Below are 22,499 nucleotides of genomic sequence, written 5' to 3' on the forward strand. Positions count from 1 at the left end.
CCTCCTGCCGACCCCCTGGAAGCCGTTATGCCTTTCGCATCCCGCCGGATGCCGCTTCGCGCCGCCCCGGCCGCCGCCCTGTTGCTGGCCGTGACCGCGTGCTCGGCCGGCTCCGACGACACCGCGCAGGACTCCACCTCGTCCTCCGCGCCGTCCTCCGGGCGGGAGAAATCACCGGCCTCCACCCCGTCCTCCGGCTCCGACAGGAACACTGCCATGAACATCCGGGTTACCCTCGACGGTCATCCCGTCAAGGCCAACCTCAACGACAGCCCGGCCGCCCGCGATCTTGCCGAACTGCTGCCCCTCACCATCGAGTTGAAGGACTTCCACGGCACGGAGCGGGTCGGTGATCCGCCGCGCAAGCTCGACACCTCCGGCGCCCCGGAGCCCGTCGCGGCCAAGCCCGGCGACCTCGCCTACTACGCACCCTGGGGCAACCTCGCTCTCTTCTACCGCAACGGCCCCGCCGCCGACGCCGATCTCCTCATCCTCGGCCATATAGACGCCGACGCCGACCGGATCGCCGAGGCCGACCGCATCACTATCGAGGCATCCTCCTGACCTCGCCGACCTCTCGTACGGAAAGAAGTACACGCATGTCTTCCGCAGCCGGGCCCGCCCCGGGCAAGCTGCCCTTCGTCGTCTGGGTGCTCGCCGCAGGCACGTTCCTGATGGGCACCACCGAATTCGTCATCGCCGGCATCCTGCCGGAGATGGCCACGAATCTCGGCGTCAGCGTCTCGCACGCCGGCCTGCTGATCACAGCCTTCGCCGTCGGCATGATCGTCGGTGGGCCGACCATGGCTCTGGCCACTCTGCGCCTGCCTCAGCGCCACACCCTCATCGGCGCACTGGCCGTCTTCGCGCTCGGCCATGTCGTGGCCGCGCTCAGCAGCTCTTTCACCGTCGTCCTCGTAGCGCGTGTGGTCACTGCCTTGGCGACCGGCGCGTTCTGGGCGGTCGGTTTCGTGATCGCGACGACCGCCGCGGGCCCCGGTAAGGCCACCCGCGCCGTCGGCGTCATGATGGGCGGGCTGACTCTGGCCAACGTCGTAGGCGTACCGATCGGCTCGTTCGTCGGCCAGTTCACCGGCTGGCGTGGCCCGTTCTGGGCGCTGGCGGTCCTCTCCGCGCTGGCTGCAGTTTTCGTCGGTCGGTTCATCCCCCAGGTCGAGGAGCGGGCCGAGGTGTCGGTGCGTTCCGAGGTCCGGGCGCTGCGGCAGGGACGGCTGTGGCTGGCTCTCACAGCCGCCGTGTTGATCATGGGCGGTGTCCTGGCGACCTACACGTACATCACGCCGCTGCTCACCGATCGGGCGGGCATCCCGCAGGGCGCCGTGCCGCTGGTCCTGATCGCCTTCGGTGTCGGCGCGCTCGGTGGCACTGCCATCGGCGGACGGCTCGGCGACCGTCGCCCGATGGCCACGACAATCACCGCGGCCGCAGCCACCGCTGTCACGCTGCTGGCGTTGATCCCTCTTTCGAGCAGCTCGGTGGCTGCCGTCGCCCTGGTCTTCCTGATGGCCCTCACCGGATTCACCATCAACCCGGTCGTCACCTCCCTCGCCGTCCGCTTCGCGGGCGACGCCCCCACTCTCACCTCCGCCCTTACGACCTCGGCGTACAACACCGGCATCGCGGCCGGATCGGCCATCGCAGGGCGGGCCCTGGACTCCTCCCTGGGCCTGACGGGCCCGGCCATGGTCGGCGCTGTCTCCGCCGCTCTCACCTTGCTCCCGCTCATCGCCCTCGCGCTCAGCGGCACGCAGCAGCCTGCACGGATCGTCGCGCAGCGAACGGACACCACCGCAGGTCACCAACCCGATACACCTGTGACGTCCCAGCACTGACACCACGCCTCCTTCCCTCACGCAGCACGCGCCAGGAGAGAACCAGATGAACCCCACCTATGACTTCACCGGACAGGTCGCATTCGTCACTGGCGCCAGTTCTGGCATGGGCCTGGCCGCCGCCCGCGCCTTCGCTGAATCCGGCGCCGCGGTCGGGCTCGCCGACGTCAACGACGCGGCGCTGAACGCCGCCGCGAAGCAGCTCACCGACGAGGGCCACCGTGTCATTTCCCTCGTGTGCGATGTCAGCGACGAGGACCAGGTGGCTGCCGCGGTCGATCGCACCGTGGAGACCCTCGGTCGCCTCGACATGGCCTACAACAACGCGGGGATCCAGATCCCGCCCACCGATGCCGCGGACGAGAGCATCGAGCAGTTCGAGAAGGTCCACACCATCAACCTGCGTGGCATCTGGGCGAGCATGAAGCACGAGCTGCGTCACATGCGTGCCCAGGGCAGCGGAGCCATCGTGAACTGCTCCTCCCTCGGAGGCCTCGTCGGTATCCCCGGCCGTGCCTCCTACCACTCCTCAAAGCACGGCGTGATCGGCCTGACCACCAGCGCCGCGCTCGAGTACGCCCCACGCGGCATCCGCATCAACGCCATCTGCCCCGGCACCATCAACACTCCCATGGTCAGCGACATGATCGCCAAGGGGGAACTCGACCGCGCCGAGGCCGAGGCCAACCAGCCCATCAACCGCCTCGGCACCGCCGAGGAGATGGCCCAGGCGGTGCTGTGGCTGTGCAGCCCGGGGGCGAGCTTCGTCGTAGGCGTTGCGCTTCCGGTGGACGGGGGATACACCGCCCAGTAGGGCGCGCCGACCCGACACGCCCATACCGTAGAGGGCCCTGACGTTGAGTCAGGGCCCTCTACGGTATGGAGCGCTTTGACGTAGCCGACGGGCAGCGTCAAGGGCCGACGTCGCGCGGACTTGCGGTGGCAGCGTGGGTGGGGTCGGAAGCCCAGGTCGCGAGCAGGCGTAGGGCATCGTGCGACGGGCTGCCCGGTTCCGCGCTCCAGATGATCATCTGCAGGTTCGGGTCGGCCGCCCAGGTGACCGCGTTCCAGTCGAGATACAGGTCCCCGACGACAGGATGGCGCAGGTGCTTGGTGCCGGTGTCGCGGGTGGCGACATGGTGCGCGGTCCACCACTGGCGGAACTGGGCGTCGCGGTCGGAGAGTTCGTCCACGAGCCGGGTGAGCTGCGCGTCGTCCGGGCTGTTCGCGTTGTGCATGCGCATCTGGGCGATGGCGAGCCGGGTGACCTCCTCCCAGTCCGCGTAGAGCGTGCGCATGGTCGGGTCAGTGACGAGCAGCCTGACGAAGTAGCGGTGCTCCTCGGGGATCTCGCCAAAGTCGGTGATCAGAGCGGCGCCCATCACGTTCCAGGCGACGATCTCGGTACGCGGACCGATGACGAATGCGGGGGCGAGGGCCAGGTCGTCGAGCATGCGCTGCAGCTGGGGCTGGACCGTGGGGTGCGACGGAGGCCGCGGCGGGCGATAGTCGTCCCTGGCTGCGAGCCCGTACATGTAGGCGCGCTGGTCGTCGTTCAGGCGCAGAGTTCGGGCCAGGGACGCCAGCACGGAGGGTGATGCCGGGATCCGTCCCTGTTCAAGGCGGGTGTAGTAGTCGGTGCTGATGGCGGCGAGCATGGCGACTTCTTCACGGCGCAGCCCCTTCACCCGGCGCTGGCTGCCGTCGTCGGGCAGTCCGACAGCCGTCAGCGTCAGCTCGGTGCGCCGAGCCTTGAGGAACGCTCCCAGGTCATCCCGTTGGGGATCGTGCTTCATACGTTCCAGTCTGCATCGGGCACCGGGCTCGATCCTCTTGGGCGCCCGGATTGTGCGGGGGAGAGTTTCGTCCCTCCCTGGAGAGACCTCGTGCCATCAGGACTTTGAGACCGGGCGACCGGGCGTGTTCGGGATGGGGCTCAGCGCGGGACAAGCTTGAGCGTTGTGTCCCGCGAGGCCACCAGCGGGTCGACGTAGCGCGCCCCATAGCGGCTGTACTTCGTGCGGTAGGCGGCGTCGATCCGGTCGTTCACAACGCCGTCGGTGGCCGCCACCAAGGCGACGTCCTTGTCGACGCCCCCGGAGCGTACGTGGCCGGTGCCGCTGGCGACGGCCGCGCGATACCAGCCGCCGTCCTGGCCGCGGAAGGAACGGACGTAGAGATCGTCACCGTCCCGGACGACCCAGATCGGCACCGATGAGGGTGGCATACCGTCCACGCGCACCGGTTCCATCTGCAGTTCGTCGGCGCGCTCGATGCGGGCGAGCTCGTTATTGGTCCATGTCGCCATGCGACGGTTCCTTTCAGTAGTGGGAGTGACAGCACGCTCAGAAGGTGAGCACCACACGGCCGCGCAGGCCGCCCTCCTCAAGGAGACGGTGTGCTGCGGCGGCCTGCTCGGGGGGCAGGGGCCGGGCGACCCGGAGCGTGATCCCGCCCTCCTCCGCCAGCTGCCGCAGACGGTCGAGCTTCACGTGCTCGCGTGCGTAACTAGGAACGAAGGTGCGTTCGGTGACGATGCCGCGCTCGGTGGCGAGGTCGGCGCCGGGGGCCGAAGACACCACCCGGCCGCCGTCCCGCACCGCGCGGGTGACGGAGGCAGCGACCCCCGCGGTGTCGACGAGTCCGTCGACCCCGTCCGGCACCTGCGTGCGCACCAGATTCGCGAAGTCGTCTCCGCGCGGAACAACTACGTCGGCGCCCAACTCCTTGACCAGCTGCACGTCCGCGGGGGCCGCGTCGGCGATCACCCGGAACCCCTCCACCTTGGCCAGCTGCACGGCGTATCCACCGACGGCGCCGGCCGCACCGACGACTGCCACGGTGCCGTCCGCGGGAAGCTCCAGCAGGTCCAGGGCCATGCGCGCGGTCAACCCGTTCATCGGAAGCGTGGCGGCCTCGACGTCACTCGCCCCCTCAGGGGCGCGGACCACCGAATCGGCGGGAACCACCAGGTACTCGGCGTACGCCCCGTGCGTTCCGGAGGTAACGGCGATCGCGATGGCTCGGTCTCCGACACTCAGATCGGTGATGGTGCCTTCGCCGATCTGGTCCACGGTGCCTGCCGCCTCCATGCCCGGAACGTACGGCGGTTCTGCGTCGTCGACGAAGGCGAGCCCTCTGCGCACCATGGTGTCGACCGGATTGACCGTCGCCGCGACGACCTTGATACGGATCTCGCCCGGACCGGCGTCGGGCACTGGGAGGTCCAGAACCTGAAGCGATTCGGGTCCACCGAACTGGGTCACTGCGATGGCTTTCATGGATGAGTCACTCCTCGGCGATATTCAGTGCAGATGAACGTGCGCGATGCACTCCTGAAGTCTTCTCGCTCATGATCGGAAGGGAAAGAGGACGAAACCTTCCCCCTCGACCGGGTTGCGGTTGCGGCCCGGGGGCGTTCGATCGACGGAACGCCGCGCCGCTGACCGTTCCGGCCTTGCAACGGAAGACAAGCCGGGAAATGGGCGGGCGCGAATGCGGGCCTTTCGATGGAGGTGCAGGCTTTCCTGCGTGAGCGGAGCGGAACTGAGCTGGCAGGGAAGAATCTCTCCCTGCCAGAACCGGATCGAATGGGGCAACGTTGTGGATGCAACCCCGAATACAAATTCTCAAGGAGTACCAGCAAAATGTCTTCTTCGGTCCGCCCGCGTGTAGCCGTCGCCTTCCACTCCGGATACGGCCACACCGCCGTTCTCGCCGAGGCGGTCGTCCGAGGTGCGGCCTCGACCGGTGCCGACGTAGTGTCGATAGCGGTCGACGCCGTGAGCGACGAGCAGTGGGAACAGCTGGACGCTGCCGACGCGATCGTCTTCGGCGCACCCACGTACATGGGCACTGCCTCTGCCGCTTTCCATGCCTTCGCCGAAGAGAGCAGTAAGCGCTGGTACACGCAGACCTGGGCAGGAAAGCTCGCTGCGGGCTTCACCAACTCCGGCGCCAAGGCAGGTGACAAGTCCTCCACCCTCGACTACTTCGTCACCATGGCCGCCCAGCACGGCATGCACTGGGTGAGCCTCGGCGTACAGCCCGGCTGGAACACCACCACCGCGAGCGAGAACGACCTGAACCGGCTCGGCTACTTCGCAGGCGCCGCCGCTCAGACCCCGATCGACGCCGGTCCCGAGGCCGTGCACAAGGCGGACATCGCCACTGCCGAGCACCTGGGTGCACGGGTCGCCCGCGAAGCCGCCGTCTTTGTCGCGGGCCGCGCCGCCCTGGCCGCCTGAGACCGACCACGCGCCGCAGACACCGGCGACGTAAGAACAAGGAATCCACACAGCAAGGGCATGCCGGCGATGACACCGCATGCCGAGAACGGAATGAGGTTGTACTCATGGACATGAACGCGACGCTTCCCAGCGTGGGGCAGACCTGGCTGGCCGACCTCGGCCCGGACACGCCGCTCGGCCACTTCACCGTGGAGATCACCTTCGACTCGGCGACCCAGGTCAGCTTCGAAGTGACCGGAGGCGCGATCAAGGGCCGCAAGCAAACCATGGACTACACCGCCGCCAAGCTCCGCGACGGCCTGTTCGTAGTGCGCTGGACGGAGCCCGACGCCGGTGACCACGTGACCCACATCGAGGACTACACGGAGGGCACGTGCATGGCCAGCTCCGTCGTCGGCGGAAACTTCATCCAGCTCAATGGCTCCTGGACCCGCGTCCGCTGAACAAATCGCAGGCCGTCGTCCGATCCGCGGCGCAGCAGGCATGTGAGCCTGCTGCGCGGCGGACCTGTTTCACCTGGCGAGTGAGGCGGACCACCGTTTCGCCACCAAACCGATCCGTTCGGTTTGGTAGCCTGGAGTGCATGTCCCCTCGGAGCGTCACCGACGCCACCAGCGATCGCATCGTTTCCGCAGCGACCGCCGAGTTCGCTCGGTACGGCATCGCGGGCGCCCGAGTCGAGCGGATCGCCAAGGAGGCGCGGACCAGCAAGGAGCGGGTGTACGCGTACTTCCGGGGCAAGGAGGCGCTCTACCGCTTCGTGGCCGGCCGCGAGCTCGCGGCGATGGCTGAGGCCGTCCCGCTGGATCCCGCTGATCTTCCGGAGTATGCGGGCCGTATGCACGACCACGCCGTAGAGCACCCTGAACGGCACCGTCTGATGCAATGGGGCCAATTGGAACTCGCGGTCGGCCAGGCGCCTGCCGACGACCCGGTACAGGAGTCCTTGCGACGTAAGCTTGAGCAGTTGCGCAAGGCGCAGGACGCCGGCCAACTCGATTCCTCGTGGGAGCCCGAGGACATTCTGGTGTTCGTCAGCCAACTCGCCCTGTCGTGGGCCGGGCAGAGAGATCTGATTCCCGCCGGTGAGGGGCGTGAAGCTTTTCTGGCGGCACGGCGAGCGGCCATTGTTGCCGCCGTCCAGCGGCTTTTCCCTGCTGTCGCCGAGGATGCGTCCGTTAAGTAGGACACGGATCGTGCGGCCATACGCCGTGGATACTCGATTCGGACTGGTCGCGCGCCCCTCGGGCTGTTCGTTTGCCGTCCATGGATCACCGTCCTGCCGACCGAAACGTGCGACGCCGACGGCCCGAACCTCTTGTCAGGTGTCGGCGCCACAGGGGCAGCGCCAGGAGCGGGCCTGCTCCGTTTGCGGCGGATTCACTATCGGCCTCTCCGGTCGGCGAGTGACTGGTCTCGCGATTAGAGCACCCGCCGACGGGGGCACACCTCGCCGCCCACGGCCGTCCGTGCCGGTGTGGTGACGACGAGGGGAGTGCCCGGCCGGGTCAAAGAGCAGAGCTGGAGACGGCGACCCGGTGCAGCGCGGGTTCGCTCAGCTCCGCGATCTGCGCCTCCTGAACCTGAACCCGTTCCCGGGCCGCGATCTCGCGTGCTTCCAACTCCTCGATCAACGAAGCCATCTGAGCCCCCTACTCCTCCCGCCACGGTAGAGCGCACACCGCCCGCGCACCCAGAACAGCCGCGTCCCAGAACGGCGTGGGCAACGGACGTCACGGCTGTGGCGTCAGGATGGACGGGCCAGGTAGGCCGTCTTGACGCCGGCCTCAAACCCGCATGCCCGGTAGAACGCGTGCGTGGCGGGCCTACTCGACCCGGTCATCAGCATCGCCTTGTAGCAGCCGACGCCCCACGCAGCGCGGAGCGTGCCTTCCATGATCCGCTTGCCCAGACCCGTGCCACGCAGGGCCTCATCGACCACGACGTTCTCAATCACCGCGTACGACGACGCCGACCGCGTGATGTTCGGGATCACGTTCAGGTACGTCGTGGCGACCACGACACCGTCCATCTCCAACACAAACAGGTGCAGACCAGTAGAACTCAAGATTCGCTCAAACACCGCCCGGTCAGCACCGTCAGACACCACAGGATCACCCGGCTGCAATTGCCGATAGAGACGCAAGACGGCCTCAAGGTCACCAGACCTGGCCTCACGAAATGCGGTCATGAACGGCAGGCTACCGATGCAGTCGATACCACCTCCGCGAAGCCTCAAATTCGCAAGAGAGATGCGCCCCTCTCCCGACCTTCCCTCAGCGCGAGCCACACCCATCGAGGAAGGAGGGGCCGCCCGATAGCCCGCGGAGTCCAGGCCGATCTCGACGGCCAGGTCCGGGACCGTCCTGGCCCCGCCCCCGGAAATCGTGCAGCAGACCCAAGGGATCCAGCAGGTCAGTTCGTTGACCGAATAGGAGCGACCCGCGCACGGGACGGAGCTCGACAGACGTTGCCCAGAACCGCTGATGGGCGGAGCCAACCCGCCTACCAGCGTCGAACCTCTGGGTAGGGTCGCGGTACCCGAGCCGGAGAGATATCCGCATGGACCACGAGATCGTGATCGCGCAGACGACCAGTGATGACGAGGAGCAGGCGAAGGCCCTCGCCAGAGGCGCTGTTGAGAGCAAACTGGCGGCGGGCGTCCACATCGATGCGCCCATCACCGCCTTCTACTGGTGGCAGGGGAAGGTCGAGGCGGCTCAGGAGTGGCGGATCTCCTACATGACGTCGTCGGATCGCCTCCCCGCGCTAGAGGCATGGCTGCACGAGAGGCACCCGTACGACGTCCCCCAGTGGGTAACGCTGCCTGTGACCGGAGGGTCGGAGGCGTACTTGTCCTGGGTCGTCGACGAGACACGGCCGCAGTAGAGGGGGCCCACTACAGCGCCCCGCTCTCACCGAGCCTATGTACTTGGACGCTTCACAGCGTCGCGAACGCCAGCAGGTGGCTGGCCAGGTCATGCTCAGTGTCCGGGAGCCCGGCAGCGATTGCCTGGGCCCGCTGGCGGCCCATGGTGTTGGGCTTCAACTCCGCCGCTGCAGCGAACTGGTGCGCGACGTAGGCCCCGCGGTCTACGTCGCCGCCGCGCAGAAGGGCGGACGCTAGGTATCCCAAAACGACCACTTAGAATACGGTCGTGACCGACAACACTCAGCGCCTGGATCGCAGGCCAAACAGCGCCTCTGAATTGCCGACCCAGTACTCGCCGGCAGAAGTAGAGGGAGCGCTGTACGAGCGCTGGGTAGAGCGCGGATACTTCGAGGCCGATGCAAAGAGTGACAAACCTGCCTACACGATCGTCATCCCCCCGCCGAACGTCACGGGATCACTCCACTTGGGCCACGCGTTCGAGCACACGTTGATCGACGCACTCACCCGCCGCAAGCGCATGCAGGGCTTTGAGACCCTGTGGCAACCGGGGATGGACCATGCCGGCATCGCCACCCAGAACGTCGTCGAGCGTGAGCTCGCCAAGGAAGGAAAGTCCCGTCACGACCTTGGTCGCGAGGCGTTCGTCGAACGCGTGTGGGAGTGGAAGGCCGAATCCGGTGGGCAAATCGCCAGCCAGATGCGGCGCCTCGGCGAAGGCCTGGCGTGGAGCCGAGACCGCTTCACCATGGACGAGGGCCTGTCCCGTGCTGTGCAGACCGTCTTCAAGAAGATGTTTGATGACGGACTGATCTACCGCGCTGAGCGCATCATCAACTGGTGCCCACGCTGCCTCACAGCGATCTCGGACATCGAGGTCGACTACCAAGACGACGACGGCGAACTTGTCTCCATGAAGTACGGGGACGGCGCAGACAGCATCATCGTCGCCACTACACGTGCGGAGACGATGCTCGGTGACACCGCCGTCGCTGTTCATCCCGACGACGAGCGGTACGCGCACCTGATCGGAAAGCGAATCAAGCTCCCGCTGACCGACCGGTCGATTCCTGTCGTCGCCGATACGCACGTCGACCCGGAGTTCGGCACTGGCGCTGTCAAGGTGACCCCCGCCCACGACCCGAACGACTTCGCTATCGGACAGCGCCATAACCTCCAGTCCATCGAGGTCCTCGACGAACGCGGCATCATCACCGTCCACGGCCCTTTCCAAGGTCTCGACCGCTTCGAGGCGCGCTCTTCCATCGTCGCCGCCTTGCGAGCCGAGAATCGGATCGTTGCGGAGAAGCGCCCCTACGCCCACTCAGTCGGACACTGCTCGCGTTGCAAGACAACGCTCGAACCGCGTCTGTCCCTGCAGTGGTGGGTGAAGGTCGAGACTCTCGCCAAAGCCGCGGGAGACGCGGTGCGCGACGGCCGGGTTGACATCCACCCGGCTGACATGGCGCAGCGGTACTTTGACTGGGTCGACAACCTCAACGACTGGTGCATCTCGCGCCAGCTGTGGTGGGGCCATCGCATCCCGGTTTGGCACGGTCCAAACGGCGAGCTGGTTTGCGTCGGCCCGGACGAGGAGCCGCCGTCTGGTGAGGGCTGGGCACAGGACTCAGACGTCCTCGACACGTGGTTCTCTTCAGGCCTGTGGCCGTTCTCGACGCTGGGCTGGCCGGAGCAGACCCCGGACCTGGAGAAGTTTTATCCCAACTCCGTTCTGGTCACTGGCTACGACCTGATGTTCTTCTGGGTCGCCCGGATGATGATGTTCGGCCTGTATGCGATGGACGGGCAGCCGCCGTTTAGCACCATCGCGTTTCACGGGATGGTGCGCGACGAGTTCGGCAAGAAGATGTCGAAGTCGTTCGGGAATACGGTCAACCCCCTCGACTGGATGGATAAGTACGGCTCCGACGCCTTGCGCTTCACGCTCGCCAGGGGAGCCAACCCGGGCGTCGACGTTCCGATCGGCGAAGACTGGGTCCAGGCCTCCCGCAACTTCGCCAACAAGATCTGGAACGCAACCCGCTTCGCGGTCATGAACGGCGCCACGGTCGACGGTGAACTCCCACCCACCGAAAAACTGTCGACGACCGACCGATGGATCCTCTCGCGACTGAACAAGGTTGTGGCCGAGGCTGACGCATACTACGACGACTACCAGTTCGCCAAGCTCGCGGACACTCTGTATCACTTTGCTTGGGACGAAGTGTTCGACTGGTACGTCGAGCTGTCAAAAACCACGTTCTTCGACGGTGGTGAGCAAGCTGACGTCTCGGCCCGGGTCCTGGGTAAAGTGCTAGACGTCACCCTTCGACTGCTCCATCCCATCGTCCCGTTCGTCACCGAAACCCTGTGGACCACACTGACGGGCGGAGAGACAATCGTCACCGCCAACTGGCCGAGGCATGCGGGAGTCCGTGACGATGCTGCCGAGAAGGAAATCGCGCTGGTCCAGCAGATTGTCACCGAAGTCCGCCGTTTCCGCTCGGACCAGGGACTACAGCCGGGACAAAAAGTCCCGGCACGCCTAGAGTTTCACGACACTGGCCTCGCTTCGCACGAGCCAGCCGTCCGCCAACTGCTCCGTCTCCAGCCGGAGGGCACAAGCTTTACCGCCATCGCTTCCCTGCCAGTCGCCGGCATCACTGTCTCGCTCGACCTATCGGGTGCTATCGACGTGGCAGCCGAACGCAAGCGCCTCGGAAAGGACTTGAGCACGGCCGAGAAGGAGAAGGCGCAGGCGGAGGGCAAGCTTGGCAACGAGGCGTTTCTTGCGAAAGCTCCTGACAACGTGGTCGAAAAGATCCGTACCCGTCTGGCTAAAGCCGAAGAGGACATCGTCCGCATCCAGACGCAACTCGACAAGCTGCCGGTGCAGTAAGCACTCCTAACGAAGTGATCTTCGAGGTGGTTGGATCACTCCGGGACTGATGATCCGGGGGTGCGGGGTGGCTCGGCCGAAGCCGTGGGAAGTCGATGACGAGTTGTGGGCAGTAATCGAGCCACTTCTGCCCAGCCGACCGCGCCTACAAAGGCGGCGGCTCGTGGGTGACCACCGCAGTCCGGCGCCCACCAGGCGGATAGCTCTCGCCGACACAGCTCACCGTCAACCGCGCACTCGCTCAGGCCAGGGCGCCAGTCGAGCGCGGTGTGGTCCGGCTGAAGTCCTGGCGGATCTTCCGCAGATCCCGATGCAGCCCGAATCGAATGACGTCAATGGCCAAGGCCGTCCTCACGCTCGAGCGGCAACGCTGAAAACGCTCGATGACCGGCCGCTGGCGGGTCATCTCCGACCACCATGTGGAGTACGGCATACAGCGGCTGTGCAAATTTTCGGTGTCTCCCGCTCCGACTTTTACCGCTGGCGTGCGGCCGAGCCTGCCCGGCTTGCTTGGTGCAACAACCGGCGCCGCCATTCCGTGCTCGGTCACGTCAGCCCGTTGGACTTCGAACGGCAAGGATGCGGATCTAATAGCCTGAACCTGACTGTATAGGAACGGATGTCTACGTAGCGGGCAAATCCCAGGGAAGGCGTTACACTCTGCCCCTCACCAAGATCATTCTTGCTCGATTGTGCGAGTCCGATTACCGGCCTCCTTCGGTCTGTCTGATCACGTACTCACTCGTCACCAGCGCCCCTGAAAGGCGGTCTAAGAGAGGGGCGGGAGTTTCTCCTGCTTCGAGCGCGCACGCATCCACGACGCCGCGACATTCCTGTTGCTGCTCGGCAGTGGCGTGTTCACGGAAGCCAGGATGTGCGAGGGCTTCGCGTGCGGCATACCCGTCCCCTGGCTCGCTCGCGCATAGGTATAGGTGCTCGGTGATCTGGCGTGCGGCGTGGCGGTTGTCGTGCACAAGGTCCAGAGCGGTCAGAGCGAGCCTTGTGCGGAAGACGGTTGTGCCGGGCCCGGATGCGAGGGTGACGCAGTTCTCGGCAAGGTCGAATTGGACCTGGCAGGTGAGGTCACCGACTTCCCGCCGGTGTAGTGCGGATAGGCAGGCGGTGACGGTTCGTTCCCACGCCTCTCCTGATTCGGTCGCGGACAGGAGATGTTCCGCGCGTGTGCTGTCGCCTTCGACGAGGGCAGTAAGGACGGCGACTTGGCGGCCGTCGAGCATGCGGTTGCCGATGCCGTGATGTGTGGCGAGGTGGGCGAGGGCTTCGTTCCAGCGGCCTTGGGTGGTGAGGGTGCGGGTGCCGTCGGCGAGTAGGACGCGCCACAGCCAGGCGTGGACCTCGTTGCGGTCGGCCGGGGTGGCGGTGAGGTGCGCGGGGATCATCACGTCGTCGAACTGGGTGGACGTGGTGGTGCGGACGGCGTCGTACAGGGCAGTCAGCCGGTGGCGTCCTTCGTCGGCGTGGCCAGACCGAATACGGAGCCGGGCGAGGTTGACGACGGGCTCCAGGGCGCGGATGGCGCTGGTCGCTGGCAGAGGACAGGCGAGCAGGTAGGCGGCCGCGTGCTGGTGGCACATCGCTGCGGCGATCTCGGGCAGGCCGAGGTCGGAGGCGAGGAGCGCGGCCTGGTTGAAGACGGCGGAGGCGCGGCCCGAGTTGGCCTCCTTCGCGGCGCTGTCGGCCAGCTCGGTGAGGGCGGTAACGCGTTCGGGCAGGGGCCGGCAGGCGGGCCGGTGCCGGGCGATGAGCGGGAAGCGGCGGGCTATCGGCCCCGTCGGGTCCATCAGGGTTCCTCCGTCGGTCGCAGACGTCAGGGACAGGCGCCCGCCCAGCCCGTGGCGCGATGAGCGGGCGCCGAACGACTACTGCCAGTTGACGATGATCCGGTTGAGCGGTGTGGCGAGGGTGAAGCGGCCCGGGTGCTGCGGAGGCGTCGGGGCGTCGTGTGCCTGGATCTCGAAGGTTGCTTCGTGGCCGCGGTACTCGCGGTTCCAGGTGCGGATCAGGTCGGCGAGGGTGGTGGTCAGCTTGTCGCTGCCGGGGCCGTGGCCGATGACGCCGAACTCCCACAGCTTGCCGCCGTCTTCCGTCGTGCGCTCCAGCAAGCGGCGGGCGAGATAGGTGACGGCGCCGCCGTCGACGGCGGCCGTGGAGGACGGGTAGGGGTCCTCGGTCAGCAGTGTGCCCTTGGCGGCGGGCGGGAACAGCATGCGGATCAGGCCGGACGGCAAGGAGCAGGTGAGGTACAGCTCCATCCACTCGGGCGACTCCATGGCCCGCACCGTCATCCCGGTCCACTCCTCGACGCGCGGCTGCGCCAGGACATCCGCGAGCGCGTCGACGTCGACGGACACTCCGGAGGGAGCCTGCAGGCGAACGGTGCCGTCCGCGGTGAGCGGGATGACCCGGCGGTCGTCGTCGGCGATGCCGCGCCGCAGCGGCATGAAGGTGTTCATCGCCGAGTCCAGAGACTGCCATCGGCCATCACGCTGCTCGTAGGCGATGGACCGCGAGACGCTGCCCTTGAGGCGCTGGGGGGTGACGAGCCGACCGCCGGGGGCGAGCTGGTCGAGCCAGGCGTGCGGGATGCCGTGGGCGCCGACGGTGGCGATGATCCGGTCGTACGGAGCGCCTTCGGCGTGGCCGAGCGCCCCGTCGCGAGTGATCGTCTCCACGTTGGTGATCCCGGCGGCCGCAAGGTGGGCGCGGGCGCCTTCGACGAGATCGTCATCGACGTCGATGGTGGTGACGCGCCCCTCGGGGCCGACGAGGTGGGCGAGCAGGGCTGCGTTGTAGCCGGTTCCGGCGCCGAGTTCGAGGACTCGCTGCCCCGGCTGGACCTGAAGTTGGTCGAGCATACGGGCCACGACGCTGGGCTGCGACGCGCAGGAGATCGACGTGCCCTCGCTGTCGTACTTGATGTGCACCGTCGCGTTCTTGTAGGCGTCCTCGACCGACGCGTCAGGAACGAACAGGTGCCGGGGCACGGAGCGCAGAGCGTCTTCGGTCGCAGGGCTGAGTCCGTTTCCGGCGGCCTGGAGCTGGTCGACGAGCGCGTTGCGGAGCTGCTCGGCGTCGGCCGCGGAGGGGGTGATCGTGCCGGTGTTCACTGGGCCGACGCTATCGGCGTTCGGGTGTGTTCCGGCTGCTGACGCGGTGTTGTCACTCGATCCCATGACTGCCTCTCGTGCGATGAACGAAATAGCGTGCTGGTCGTCGCGGGACAGACCGGCACGGTTGGCGTGGAAGAGAAAGTGGTGCGCGATCACAGCCCGCAGACCGCGCGTCAGGCCCCCGGATGCGGCCAGCTCCCCGAGGCGCCGCCCTGCGTCCTCGAACGCGGTGGTCCAGCCGTCGCGGTTGGCGAGCGGGCCGTCGGGGCGTGCCAAGGAATGGGCGTCGACGGTCATCAACCGCAGCATGGCCGGGCGTTGCTGCTCCAGGGCGCGCGCTGGCAGAGCCGCAGTGGCTCGTTGCCGCAGATCGGCGACCTTCGCCCACACGTCGCCTTGCTCGAACCAGTCCAATCGGGCGCCACGCATCATCGCGCTGAGCAGGAGAACCGCGGTCTCCCGGCGGCCCAGTCTGCCGCGGCCGGGCGGGTAGGCGAGGAGGTGATAGCTGTCCGCGTGAAAGAGGCCGTGGGCGGCATTCATCACCGCCGGGCCGCCAAAGGCCCAGGACTCCGGCTCGTAGCAGACCGGCGTCCACTCCTGCACGATGCGGTCGCCGACTAAGGCGGTGAGCGTGCGCTCGATCAGCGGTACGGGGCCGTCGGCGCGGTACCGCAGCGGCCAGGGCTGCTTGTTCATGAACCACCAGTCGGCGAGGTCGCCGGCCTCCTGGGCGGCACGCAGCGCGGGACCGATGCGCTCGCTGATGGCGTCGTGCCCCGCCGCACGGCTGGTGAAGGTGATGTTGTTCTGCTGCCATTCCATGGGGTGACTCCTTCGGCCGGTCAGGAGGTGAGAACGCAGGCGTCCCATGCCGTGTGGGGCTGCTGTAGGCCGGACCAGACGGCAAGGGCGATGCCGGCGGCGCCGTCGAGGAAGCCGGGCTCGTCGGGCACGGTCACCGTGGCAACCAGATCTGGAATCACGGCCCGGAGTCGTTTCGCGGTCAGCGCTGGTGCGTCTGTGGCGGCGCGGGCGGCGATGTGGGCGAGTCCCGAGCGGCCGTGGCATAGGCCGGAATCGGTCAGTGGGGCGAGCTGCGCGGGGTCGGTGCAGGCGGCAAGGAGGGCGTGCTCGGCGGCGTCTTGCCGGGCGCGGTCGCCCAAGGCTAGTGCTGCGAGTTGTTGGGCACGGGCCAGGCCGGCAGTCCCGTAGCACCACGAGGGCCTGCGCATCGCAGAGGGCTGCGCGCGGCCCGCACGCAGTTCCTCTCGGGTGATCCAGTACGGCCAGAGGGTACCGCCGAGGCTTTCTTGTTCCCAGCGGTCGAGCCAAGCGAGAACAGCACGAATCGCCTGGTGATGGTGGTCGGTGGTCAGGCCGCGCTGGGCGGCCAAGGCGAGGAGTGCGAGCGTGCCGCCGATGCCGTGTGCGACCCCGTTGTTGGCGTGACCGTCAGGGAATCGGTCGTCAGGCTTGCCCGACGGACCGGCTGGCGCCCACCATCCGGGCAGAGCGTCACCGTCGGCATGGAGCGTGTCGGTCAGGCGGGCACAGTAGTCGAGGACGGCCTGCGTCGCGACGCTGTCCGGCTGGTGGTGGATCAGGTAGGTGCCGTAGCCGGTCAGTCCGCGGATGGCGTCGAATTCGGCGAGAGCGGGGGGCGTTCCCTCGTCGAGGCGGCACTGTGCTCGGGCGATGCGGGCCAGCACGTCGGCGGTGATCTGCCGGTCGAGCAGGTCGCGGGTTCGCCGGTAGCTGGGCATGTGCGGGGCGGCTGTGGCGACGGCGTGGGCGAGGGCAGGCGCACCGTAGAAGGGGTGGCTGTCGCGGCCGCTGGTGACGGGACCGTGAGTTGCTGCGGTGAGCCAGGCGTGTGCGTGTTGCCACGGACCTTCTTCGGCAACGGCCAGCTCGATGTGCAGCAGCGCGATGCCTGGAGGCCCGTACGCCAGGTGCTGACGGTGCTGGGTGATGGTGAGGCGGGGCACGGTGGCGGGGTCGGCCAGCCGTTCGGCGACGGTGAGGACAAGGCCGGGTGGGCGGGTCATCGGTTCCTCCGTGCCATCCAGGACAGGGCGGTCGCGCGAGCCAGGTACAGACATACGGCCTCCTCGTCGAAGTCGATGCCGATGTGCCGTACGAAGTGGGTGTGCAGCAGCGAGGCCAGGACGTCGTCGACGGCGATGCCGCGGGTGTGAGGCCCCGGCAGGTGAGGGCGGTAGGCGGCGAGCGCCGCGGTGCGGTCTGCCCATGCGTCGACCACCTCGCTTCCGCCTGGCGCCCGGCGCAGCGCGGTCCAGTCGTCGCTCGGATCGGCCAGCCGTACGCTCTCGCTGAACTGAGTGCGGGCCACTGGTGCCGGCGCGGTGGCTGGGACGTGGTCGATGATCCAGCGCATCCCGTCCCTCGTGTCGCCCAGAAACTGGGTCGCGATGGCCACCGTGTGCGCGACGGCCAGGATTCGGGCGGCCGGGCGGTTGGGCAGGGCGAGCTGGGCGAGCATGGCCCGCGAGTCCGCGCGGAACACGTCCTCCGCGGCCTGCCATGCCAGGCCGGAGCCCCACCTGCCCATCTCCCGGTACGACGTGGGGAATCGGAAATCGGACAGGAGCCGTTCGGCCCGCAGCTCGTCCGCCCACCGGCTTACCACGGCCGCCATGTCGCCGAACGCGGCAGAATCGGGCAGCGCGATCCGCAGCCGCAGGTGCGGGTCAGGATCACGGAAGCGGATGAACCACCACGGCGGCCCGCCCAGTTGTTCCAGCAGCCCGGGAAGATACTGGCCAAGGAGCACGTCCTGGCGGCGCAGATCCCCGTACAGAGTGGCGAGCAGCAGCGAGCCCGTGCCGGGGGGCTGTGCCTGTGCCGCAGAGAACAGTCGATCTCGAGTGGGCGTGGGCAGAGTAGGCCAGGACACCGGCCGGACCGCTTTGAGGGGAACAACGACTTCATGCGCACGGCCATCGCACCACCCTGACGCGTCCTCGGGCGGCGCCTCAGTCACCACGGCCTGCCCGGCGCGCTGCAGATGACGGCGCAGCAAACCACGGTGCACGGTGTCGTCCAGATCCAGGCGCAGATGCCGGTCGCCTTGAACGAGGTGAACGTGGCGGGGAAGACGCCGCCGCGACCGCCACTCGTCGAACTTGTCTGCCTCTCCCGGAAAGTCCACGCCCGCCAGGCGCCATCGGGCGGCGGCGAGGATCGTGCGGCCATAGCGCAACCGCGGCAGGTAGGGCAGCGCGTTCGCCGCGCCCCAGTCGAAATCGGTGACCTGGGCGTACTGGGCGCGCGCCAGTTCGGACAGGAGACGGGCCAGGGGTGGCGTGTGCTGACGCAGGTTCAGGGCGTGCAGGGCAACCGCCTCGATGCGACGGCCCTGGGCGGGCGCGGCGAGGTACATGCGGCGGCCGTCGCAGGCCACGGCGAGGTCTGCCGGGGTGAGGACGTCGTCACTGCGCGGCCGGTGTTCGTCCAGGCTGATCACGGTCGGCAGGACGCGGGGGGTTCTGGTGACGTGAGCGCTCTGGACCCGCAGTGGGGGGAACGACAACTGCGCAGCGATCGTGTCCGGGTCTGCGGTAGGCAGCTCGCGCAGCTCGGCAGCCAGTGCCTCACGGTCGTCCGCGTCCAGGACGTTAAGGAACCGGCCGCTGATGACGCCGGCGCCGCGTGACACGCTGAGCACTTCGACGCCGAAACGGCCCCCGGACAGGTCCTCGGTGGAGGCAGCGTGGATGCGCGCTGTGATCTCCAGGTGAGGCGGGTTGCGCGGACGGTCGGGCCCCAGATTCATCGCCGCGATCAGCTCGTCGGTCAGAGTCACTTCGTCATGGCCGTCGAGGACGGCCGTCTGGGCGAGGCGCAGCAGGGTGTCATCGCGTACGGACAGACGACGGCGCTGAGTGTCCGCGTTGGTGCCCGGATACCCATCAGGGAATCCGATGCCGCTGTCGGCGACGACGTCCAGCATCGGCACCATCGTGCCGATGCCGTAGCGCTCGTAGAACCGGCGCTGGTACGCCTTCCACTCGGCCGTTCCGTACGGCAGCGGGCTCACCGTCGTGAGCACCGTGGCGGCCCGCTCCAACTCCTGCGCGACAGCGCGGGGCAGGACCAGGCTGGCGTCCAGCCGCAGGTCCAAGGCGAGCGGATGTTCCGTCAGCCCCGGTGCCGCCGCGCGCAGACTGGCAGCGGCGCGGTGGCGTCCGTACCGGCCCTCGCACTTCCGGACGGCCTCCTGTGCGGCACGTACCTCGCGGACCAGGTCACACGCGGCGGGAAGGCGGGCGGCATCCGCGGCATCGAGTTGGTGCAGCAGATGACCCAGGGCGTCGGACTGAGTGCTCGGGGCATGCAGACTGGTGAGCAGCACCCGGTGACGGAGAAGCCCTACGACCAGTTCGTTGACCGTGTCGGCTGCGACGCCCGGGAAGTCCGCCGCGAGTTTCCCAACGAGGGCGTCGAACCGGATCGGATCCTGTGCCGCATCCAGCACGCGGCACACGGGGGCGCTCAGCCCGATCGACGTCTCGACGGCACGCATATCGCCCTGGCCGGGAGACCGGAACGGTACAACAAGCCGGTCCCCGCGGACGGAGACCGTGCTGTTAACCATCACGGGAAGCCGGTCGAGCAGCTCGGGGCACGATTCGAGCCGCTCCACAACGCGAGCCAGCCACGGTGCACTGGGCTGGACAACCGGCTTGTGCCCGGTACCCCATTCGGCGCGCGCGGACGGTCCGAACGGTGCCAGGGCCACACCGGCGAGCAGACCGAACGGAGTGGCCCGGTGCGCAGCCCGCAGGAGGTAGCGCAGCACGGACGCGGTCGCCTTACCGATGTCGCGTGCGGGCGGGTTCGGCGCGCCGAGCAACGTGTTGATGCGTTCGGCGAACGCGGGGCTGGCGTGCCCCAGCGCTTCCACCGTCTCTTGGTCGTTCCAGACCGTCCGCAACCACTGCAGGCGGGCGGCAGCCGCGCCGGGCGCCGGGTCGTCAAGATCGGGGCACGGCGGGAAGGGAAGTATGGGACGGGTGACGGCCCGCACGAGTGCGACGTCACCACAGCGGTAGGCAGCACGCGATGCCATGGATCGTCCTCCGAGGTCCAAGGTGGGCGGGTGGTGCCTCTGCGGCAGACGCAGGGGCACCACCGTGAGCGAAGTGCGCGAACGCAGGCTCAGGCGACGTTGGTGGTGCAGGCGCCGCAGGTCTCGCCGCATCCGTCGTCGGTCAGGTTGATCAGACCGGCGACGTCACCGACCTCCAGCAGCACAACGTCCAGGGCGAAGCCGTCACTGGCCGCCGCGGGCTTCTGGATCTTCGTGGTCCCGGCGTCATTTCGAGGTGCCATTTCGCTCTCCATGTGATCGGGGTTGCGGATGGGAAGTGCGGGAATTCCGTGCCCGTTGCCGGTCAGCTACGACCGAGCACGCAGGCCCCGCACGGGTGCTGCTGCTTGTGACGGCAATTTGGGGTGCCGTCACATGCCTTCCGGAGCCGGGCCTATGGCCGACTGCCCGCCACCGGGTTGGTCCGCCCTGTACCGGGCGGACGATTGAGCGGGCCGGCCGCAAGCTCCCCCACAGAGCGCGGCCGGGGCGCGCCACGGCGCCGACTTCTCTCCGCTCCGTGCGCGTCTGCAGCACGGGGAGGGCTGCTGCGCACGCCTGAAAGGCAGAAGAGAAGACCCCAGTTCGGGAGTTATCTGCGCGCGGTCTCACGGTGCGCAGACGCTCGTGCTCCTGATTGGCACGGTCGGGGGAGAGTCCGGCGCGGAGGCAATGCCACTGAATTTGGGGGAGCCAGTAAGCCGTGCCCCCGCGCCGGGAGTCGAGGGAGGGAGCGCGCATCAGCCGTCGTCTCCCATCACGTCGAGGAGCGCGCTGATCGCGATGGCGAAGCGGCGTACGTACAGCAGTGCGCCATCGAGGTCGGGGCGTTCCTCGTGCAAGCCCTTCAGGCGGACGATCTCGTCCATCGGGTAGACGGGCGTCCGGTGCGGGGCGGAATAGATGAGCTGTCGAGCCGCGCTGCGGAATCGGTTGCCGATCACCAGGAGTTGGCCGGGGGTGAAGTGCTCGGCGGCGTCAAGCACGTCGTTTAAGGCGTCGTACACGGCATCGCTCAAGTCGTCCTCGGCCAGGGAGCGGGCGAGCGAGTTGATGATCCGGTGTAAGTCCGCCTCGCGGGTGGGCAGCGGCGCGCGGGCCGGCCAGGTGTCGGTGACGGTCATGATGTGCTTCCTGGGGGGATTCGGAGAGTGCACCAGGTGGTGGCGCCGCCGTCGCTGGTGCCCCACTGGTCGGTCAGCAGGGCGACGAGGAACAAGCCGCGCCCGGATTCGGAGTCCTCGGTGGGGGTCTGGAGCACGGCGGGTGTCTGCTTGCCGTCGGCTACCTCGATACAAAGGTCGTCACCCTGCAGGCGTATGCGCAGTACCGTGTCCCGGCCGCCGTGCTCGATGGCGTTCGTGACCAGTTCGGAGACGATCAGGACGGCGTCGTCGATGATGGCCGTGGGGACCTTCCAGTGGCGCAGGGACGCGGCGGTGATGCGGCGAGAACGGCTGACGAAGCCCGGGTCGGATGCGAACGACACCTCGAATTTGCAGCGGGAGGGCGCTGCGGGAGATGCCACGGCTGGAGGAGCGGCGGGTGCGACGGCTGGTGCAGCAGCCTTGTGGACGGGCCTCTCCGGGTCGGTGGGCGAGAGAGCTGGCGGCACCAGACGGCGTTGTGTCACCTCTCGCACATCGGTTTCCGCTGCATGATGCCGGCCCGAGCCGGTACGCGGCCGCCTCATCGGTTCTCTCCGGTCTCCGCAGAAACGAGGGCAAGGAACCCGCCACCGCCGTCGATGAAGGAGAGCTGCAGGGCGTACTCGTCGAGGTGCAGGGAGATCGCTGAGTAGGTCACTGCCACGACCCCGTTGACGAATCCGCCCCGGATCTGCTGCCGCGCGACGGACCAGCTCGGCCGTAACAGCGGGTCCGTCACACCGAGTCGGTCCGTGAAGACCTGCAGGCTGCTGCTCTGCCACCCCTGGGCTTCGGCGTAGGCGCGTGCCGCCTCACAGAATCGGGCGGGGGTGCTCCCGGACCGGGCAAGTACGTACAGGCACACACGCGGTGTGCGGCCACGCAGCTTTATCGCGTCAAGGCGCCGGTCGAGAACCTCGCGTCGCTCGTCCATCAGCCTCAGTAGGGGGTCAGCCTCAATGCGGGGCCGGTCCGGATTCCACTGAGCTTCGTGCTCGCGCTCGGTGTCCATCCAGTCCTGTCCCGATCGGGCAGAGATGCTCTGGCGCATGACAGCCTCGGCTCGTAAATCAGCGGTGGGGTGCCGGCGCGGCCCGGCCCCGTGGAGCTCAGGGAAGACGCTCCCGGTAGGGGCCGGAACCGCACCACTTGATCAGGGGCAGAGGCCCCTAGGTGATCGGTCGACAGAAATGGATCGGTCGACTCGCTCGC

At 67.8% G+C, this 22,499-nt stretch carries 21 protein-coding genes and 2 pseudogenes; 9 read left to right on the forward strand and 14 right to left on the reverse strand.

The genetic code is table 11. The features are described from left to right. Positions 1 to 27 precede the first annotated feature (27 nt). Genes ABII15_RS35785 through ABII15_RS35795 form a run of 3 tightly spaced genes read left to right on the forward strand, consistent with a single transcriptional unit; the run spans position 28 to position 2,667 of the window. The gene (locus tag ABII15_RS35785; RefSeq protein ID WP_353946439.1) at positions 28 to 564 is read left to right on the forward strand and encodes a cyclophilin-like fold protein; all 537 of its coding nucleotides are present in this window, start codon (positions 28 to 30) and stop codon (positions 562 to 564) included. Positions 565 to 599: 35 nt separating this feature from the next. Further along, the gene (locus ABII15_RS35790; RefSeq protein ID WP_353946440.1) at positions 600 to 1,853 is read left to right on the forward strand and encodes an MFS transporter; all 1,254 of its coding nucleotides are present in this window, start codon (positions 600 to 602) and stop codon (positions 1,851 to 1,853) included. Positions 1,854 to 1,899: 46 nt separating this feature from the next. Further along, a complete protein-coding gene (locus ABII15_RS35795; RefSeq protein ID WP_353946441.1) occupies positions 1,900 to 2,667 on the forward strand; it encodes a glucose 1-dehydrogenase in 768 nt (255 codons plus the stop codon). 97 nt (positions 2,668 to 2,764) lie between these two features. Here the strand turns inward: ABII15_RS35795 and ABII15_RS35800 are convergent, their stop codons facing one another. From ABII15_RS35800 to ABII15_RS35810, 3 genes are all read right to left on the reverse strand, one after another. Beyond that, entirely contained in the window at positions 2,765 to 3,649 is an 885-nt protein-coding gene (locus ABII15_RS35800) for a helix-turn-helix transcriptional regulator (protein WP_353946442.1), read from the reverse strand. A gap of 140 nt (positions 3,650 to 3,789) precedes the next feature. Further along, a complete protein-coding gene (locus ABII15_RS35805; protein ID WP_353946443.1) occupies positions 3,790 to 4,161 on the reverse strand; it encodes a DUF2255 family protein in 372 nt (123 codons plus the stop codon). 37 nt (positions 4,162 to 4,198) lie between these two features. Continuing rightward, a complete protein-coding gene (locus tag ABII15_RS35810) occupies positions 4,199 to 5,134 on the reverse strand; it encodes an NADP-dependent oxidoreductase (RefSeq protein WP_353946444.1) in 936 nt (311 codons plus the stop codon). Positions 5,135 to 5,500: 366 nt separating this feature from the next. Between ABII15_RS35810 and ABII15_RS35815 the strand changes: the two genes are divergently transcribed. The 3 genes from ABII15_RS35815 (at position 5,501) to ABII15_RS35825 (ending at position 7,289) form a co-directional block, all read left to right on the forward strand. Next, on the forward strand, positions 5,501 to 6,100 hold the full coding sequence (locus ABII15_RS35815) for a flavodoxin family protein (RefSeq protein ID WP_353946445.1): 600 nt from the start codon (positions 5,501 to 5,503) through the stop codon (positions 6,098 to 6,100). Positions 6,101 to 6,213: 113 nt separating this feature from the next. Then, positions 6,214 to 6,546: a hypothetical protein gene (locus ABII15_RS35820; protein WP_353946446.1), complete on the forward strand. Its 333-nt coding sequence runs from the start codon at positions 6,214 to 6,216 to the stop codon at positions 6,544 to 6,546. Positions 6,547 to 6,686: 140 nt separating this feature from the next. Then, positions 6,687 to 7,289 carry a TetR family transcriptional regulator gene (locus ABII15_RS35825; RefSeq protein WP_353946447.1) on the forward strand — a complete coding sequence of 201 codons (603 nt, stop codon included), beginning with the start codon at positions 6,687 to 6,689 and terminating at the stop codon, positions 7,287 to 7,289. A gap of 322 nt (positions 7,290 to 7,611) precedes the next feature. Here the strand turns inward: ABII15_RS35825 and ABII15_RS35830 are convergent, their stop codons facing one another. Further along, a complete protein-coding gene (locus tag ABII15_RS35830) occupies positions 7,612 to 7,746 on the reverse strand; it encodes a hypothetical protein (protein ID WP_353946448.1) in 135 nt (44 codons plus the stop codon). Positions 7,747 to 7,850: 104 nt separating this feature from the next. Beyond that, on the reverse strand, positions 7,851 to 8,294 hold the full coding sequence (locus ABII15_RS35835) for a GNAT family N-acetyltransferase (protein ID WP_353946449.1): 444 nt from the start codon (positions 8,292 to 8,294) through the stop codon (positions 7,851 to 7,853). Positions 8,295 to 8,665: 371 nt separating this feature from the next. Between ABII15_RS35835 and cutA the strand changes: the two genes are divergently transcribed. Further along, on the forward strand, positions 8,666 to 8,992 hold the full coding sequence (gene cutA, locus ABII15_RS35840) for a divalent-cation tolerance protein CutA (protein WP_353946450.1): 327 nt from the start codon (positions 8,666 to 8,668) through the stop codon (positions 8,990 to 8,992). Positions 8,993 to 9,044: 52 nt separating this feature from the next. Here the strand turns inward: cutA and ABII15_RS35845 are convergent. Continuing rightward, positions 9,045 to 9,248 (reverse strand): annotated as a pseudogene (locus ABII15_RS35845) (transcriptional regulator); the annotation flags it as partial. 13 nt (positions 9,249 to 9,261) lie between these two features. On the opposite strand from ABII15_RS35845, the gene ABII15_RS35850 reads away from it, so the two are divergent. Continuing rightward, the gene (locus tag ABII15_RS35850; RefSeq protein ID WP_353946451.1) at positions 9,262 to 11,892 is read left to right on the forward strand and encodes a valine--tRNA ligase; all 2,631 of its coding nucleotides are present in this window, start codon (positions 9,262 to 9,264) and stop codon (positions 11,890 to 11,892) included. Positions 11,893 to 12,026: 134 nt separating this feature from the next. After that, a pseudogene (locus ABII15_RS35855) lies at positions 12,027 to 12,266 on the forward strand (transposase family protein); the annotation flags it as partial. A gap of 330 nt (positions 12,267 to 12,596) precedes the next feature. On the opposite strand, the gene ABII15_RS35860 reads toward ABII15_RS35855, so the two are convergent. The 8 genes from ABII15_RS35860 to ABII15_RS35895 all read right to left on the reverse strand — a co-directional run bounded on the left by ABII15_RS35860 (position 12,597) and on the right by ABII15_RS35895 (position 22,299). Further along, entirely contained in the window at positions 12,597 to 13,694 is a 1,098-nt protein-coding gene (locus ABII15_RS35860; protein WP_353946452.1) for a hypothetical protein, read from the reverse strand. A 78-nt stretch (positions 13,695 to 13,772) separates the two neighbouring features. Next, on the reverse strand, positions 13,773 to 15,848 hold the full coding sequence (fxlM, locus tag ABII15_RS35865) for a methyltransferase, FxLD system (protein WP_353946453.1): 2,076 nt from the start codon (positions 15,846 to 15,848) through the stop codon (positions 13,773 to 13,775). Positions 15,849 to 15,868: 20 nt separating this feature from the next. After that, entirely contained in the window at positions 15,869 to 17,074 is a 1,206-nt protein-coding gene (locus ABII15_RS35870; protein WP_353946454.1) for a lanthionine synthetase C family protein, read from the reverse strand. Beyond that, entirely contained in the window at positions 17,071 to 20,118 is a 3,048-nt protein-coding gene (locus ABII15_RS35875; RefSeq protein WP_353946455.1) for a lantibiotic dehydratase, read from the reverse strand. The genes ABII15_RS35870 and ABII15_RS35875 overlap by 4 nt, the downstream gene beginning before the upstream one ends. Before the next feature lie 89 nt (positions 20,119 to 20,207). Beyond that, positions 20,208 to 20,381, reverse strand: a complete 174-nt coding sequence (locus tag ABII15_RS35880; RefSeq protein WP_353946456.1) for an FxLD family lanthipeptide — start codon at positions 20,379 to 20,381, stop codon at positions 20,208 to 20,210. Positions 20,382 to 20,879: 498 nt separating this feature from the next. After that, a complete protein-coding gene (locus ABII15_RS35885) occupies positions 20,880 to 21,263 on the reverse strand; it encodes a hypothetical protein (protein ID WP_353946457.1) in 384 nt (127 codons plus the stop codon). Beyond that, positions 21,260 to 21,628, reverse strand: coding sequence for an ATP-binding protein (locus ABII15_RS35890; protein ID WP_353946458.1), 369 nt, complete (start codon positions 21,626 to 21,628; stop codon positions 21,260 to 21,262). The genes ABII15_RS35885 and ABII15_RS35890 overlap by 4 nt, the downstream gene beginning before the upstream one ends. Positions 21,629 to 21,828: 200 nt before the next feature. Next, entirely contained in the window at positions 21,829 to 22,299 is a 471-nt protein-coding gene (locus ABII15_RS35895; RefSeq protein WP_353946459.1) for a hypothetical protein, read from the reverse strand. Between the last annotated feature and the right edge of the window lie 200 nt (positions 22,300 to 22,499).

It is taken from the genome of Streptomyces sp. HUAS MG91 (genome assembly GCF_040529335.1).
GTDB lineage: Bacteria > Actinomycetota > Actinomycetes > Streptomycetales > Streptomycetaceae > Streptomyces > Streptomyces tabacisoli.

Excerpts from the sequence above, each read along its gene's own strand:
- ABII15_RS35870 (WP_353946454.1), bottom strand. The coding sequence starts at position 17,074 with ATGACCCGCCCACCCGGCCTTGTCCTCACCGTCGCCGAACGGCTGGCC.
- ABII15_RS35820 (WP_353946446.1), top strand. The coding sequence starts at position 6,214 with ATGAACGCGACGCTTCCCAGCGTGGGGCAGACCTGGCTGGCCGACCTC.
- ABII15_RS35810 (WP_353946444.1), bottom strand. The coding sequence starts at position 5,134 with ATGAAAGCCATCGCAGTGACCCAGTTCGGTGGACCCGAATCGCTTCAG.
- ABII15_RS35790 (WP_353946440.1), top strand. The coding sequence starts at position 600 with ATGTCTTCCGCAGCCGGGCCCGCCCCGGGCAAGCTGCCCTTCGTCGTC.
- ABII15_RS35875 (WP_353946455.1), bottom strand. The coding sequence starts at position 20,118 with ATGGCATCGCGTGCTGCCTACCGCTGTGGTGACGTCGCACTCGTGCGG.
- ABII15_RS35815 (WP_353946445.1), top strand. The coding sequence starts at position 5,501 with ATGTCTTCTTCGGTCCGCCCGCGTGTAGCCGTCGCCTTCCACTCCGGA.
- ABII15_RS35895 (WP_353946459.1), bottom strand. The coding sequence starts at position 22,299 with ATGGACACCGAGCGCGAGCACGAAGCTCAGTGGAATCCGGACCGGCCC.
- ABII15_RS35880 (WP_353946456.1), bottom strand. The coding sequence starts at position 20,381 with ATGGCACCTCGAAATGACGCCGGGACCACGAAGATCCAGAAGCCCGCG.
- ABII15_RS35885 (WP_353946457.1), bottom strand. The coding sequence starts at position 21,263 with ATGACCGTCACCGACACCTGGCCGGCCCGCGCGCCGCTGCCCACCCGC.
- ABII15_RS35785 (WP_353946439.1), top strand. The coding sequence starts at position 28 with ATGCCTTTCGCATCCCGCCGGATGCCGCTTCGCGCCGCCCCGGCCGCC.
- ABII15_RS35800 (WP_353946442.1), bottom strand. The coding sequence starts at position 3,649 with ATGAAGCACGATCCCCAACGGGATGACCTGGGAGCGTTCCTCAAGGCT.
- ABII15_RS35830 (WP_353946448.1), bottom strand. The coding sequence starts at position 7,746 with ATGGCTTCGTTGATCGAGGAGTTGGAAGCACGCGAGATCGCGGCCCGG.
- ABII15_RS35860 (WP_353946452.1), bottom strand. The coding sequence starts at position 13,694 with ATGGACCCGACGGGGCCGATAGCCCGCCGCTTCCCGCTCATCGCCCGG.
- ABII15_RS35835 (WP_353946449.1), bottom strand. The coding sequence starts at position 8,294 with ATGACCGCATTTCGTGAGGCCAGGTCTGGTGACCTTGAGGCCGTCTTG.
- ABII15_RS35795 (WP_353946441.1), top strand. The coding sequence starts at position 1,900 with ATGAACCCCACCTATGACTTCACCGGACAGGTCGCATTCGTCACTGGC.
- ABII15_RS35825 (WP_353946447.1), top strand. The coding sequence starts at position 6,687 with ATGTCCCCTCGGAGCGTCACCGACGCCACCAGCGATCGCATCGTTTCC.
- ABII15_RS35805 (WP_353946443.1), bottom strand. The coding sequence starts at position 4,161 with ATGGCGACATGGACCAATAACGAGCTCGCCCGCATCGAGCGCGCCGAC.
- fxlM (WP_353946453.1), bottom strand. The coding sequence starts at position 15,848 with ATGGAATGGCAGCAGAACAACATCACCTTCACCAGCCGTGCGGCGGGG.
- cutA (WP_353946450.1), top strand. The coding sequence starts at position 8,666 with ATGGACCACGAGATCGTGATCGCGCAGACGACCAGTGATGACGAGGAG.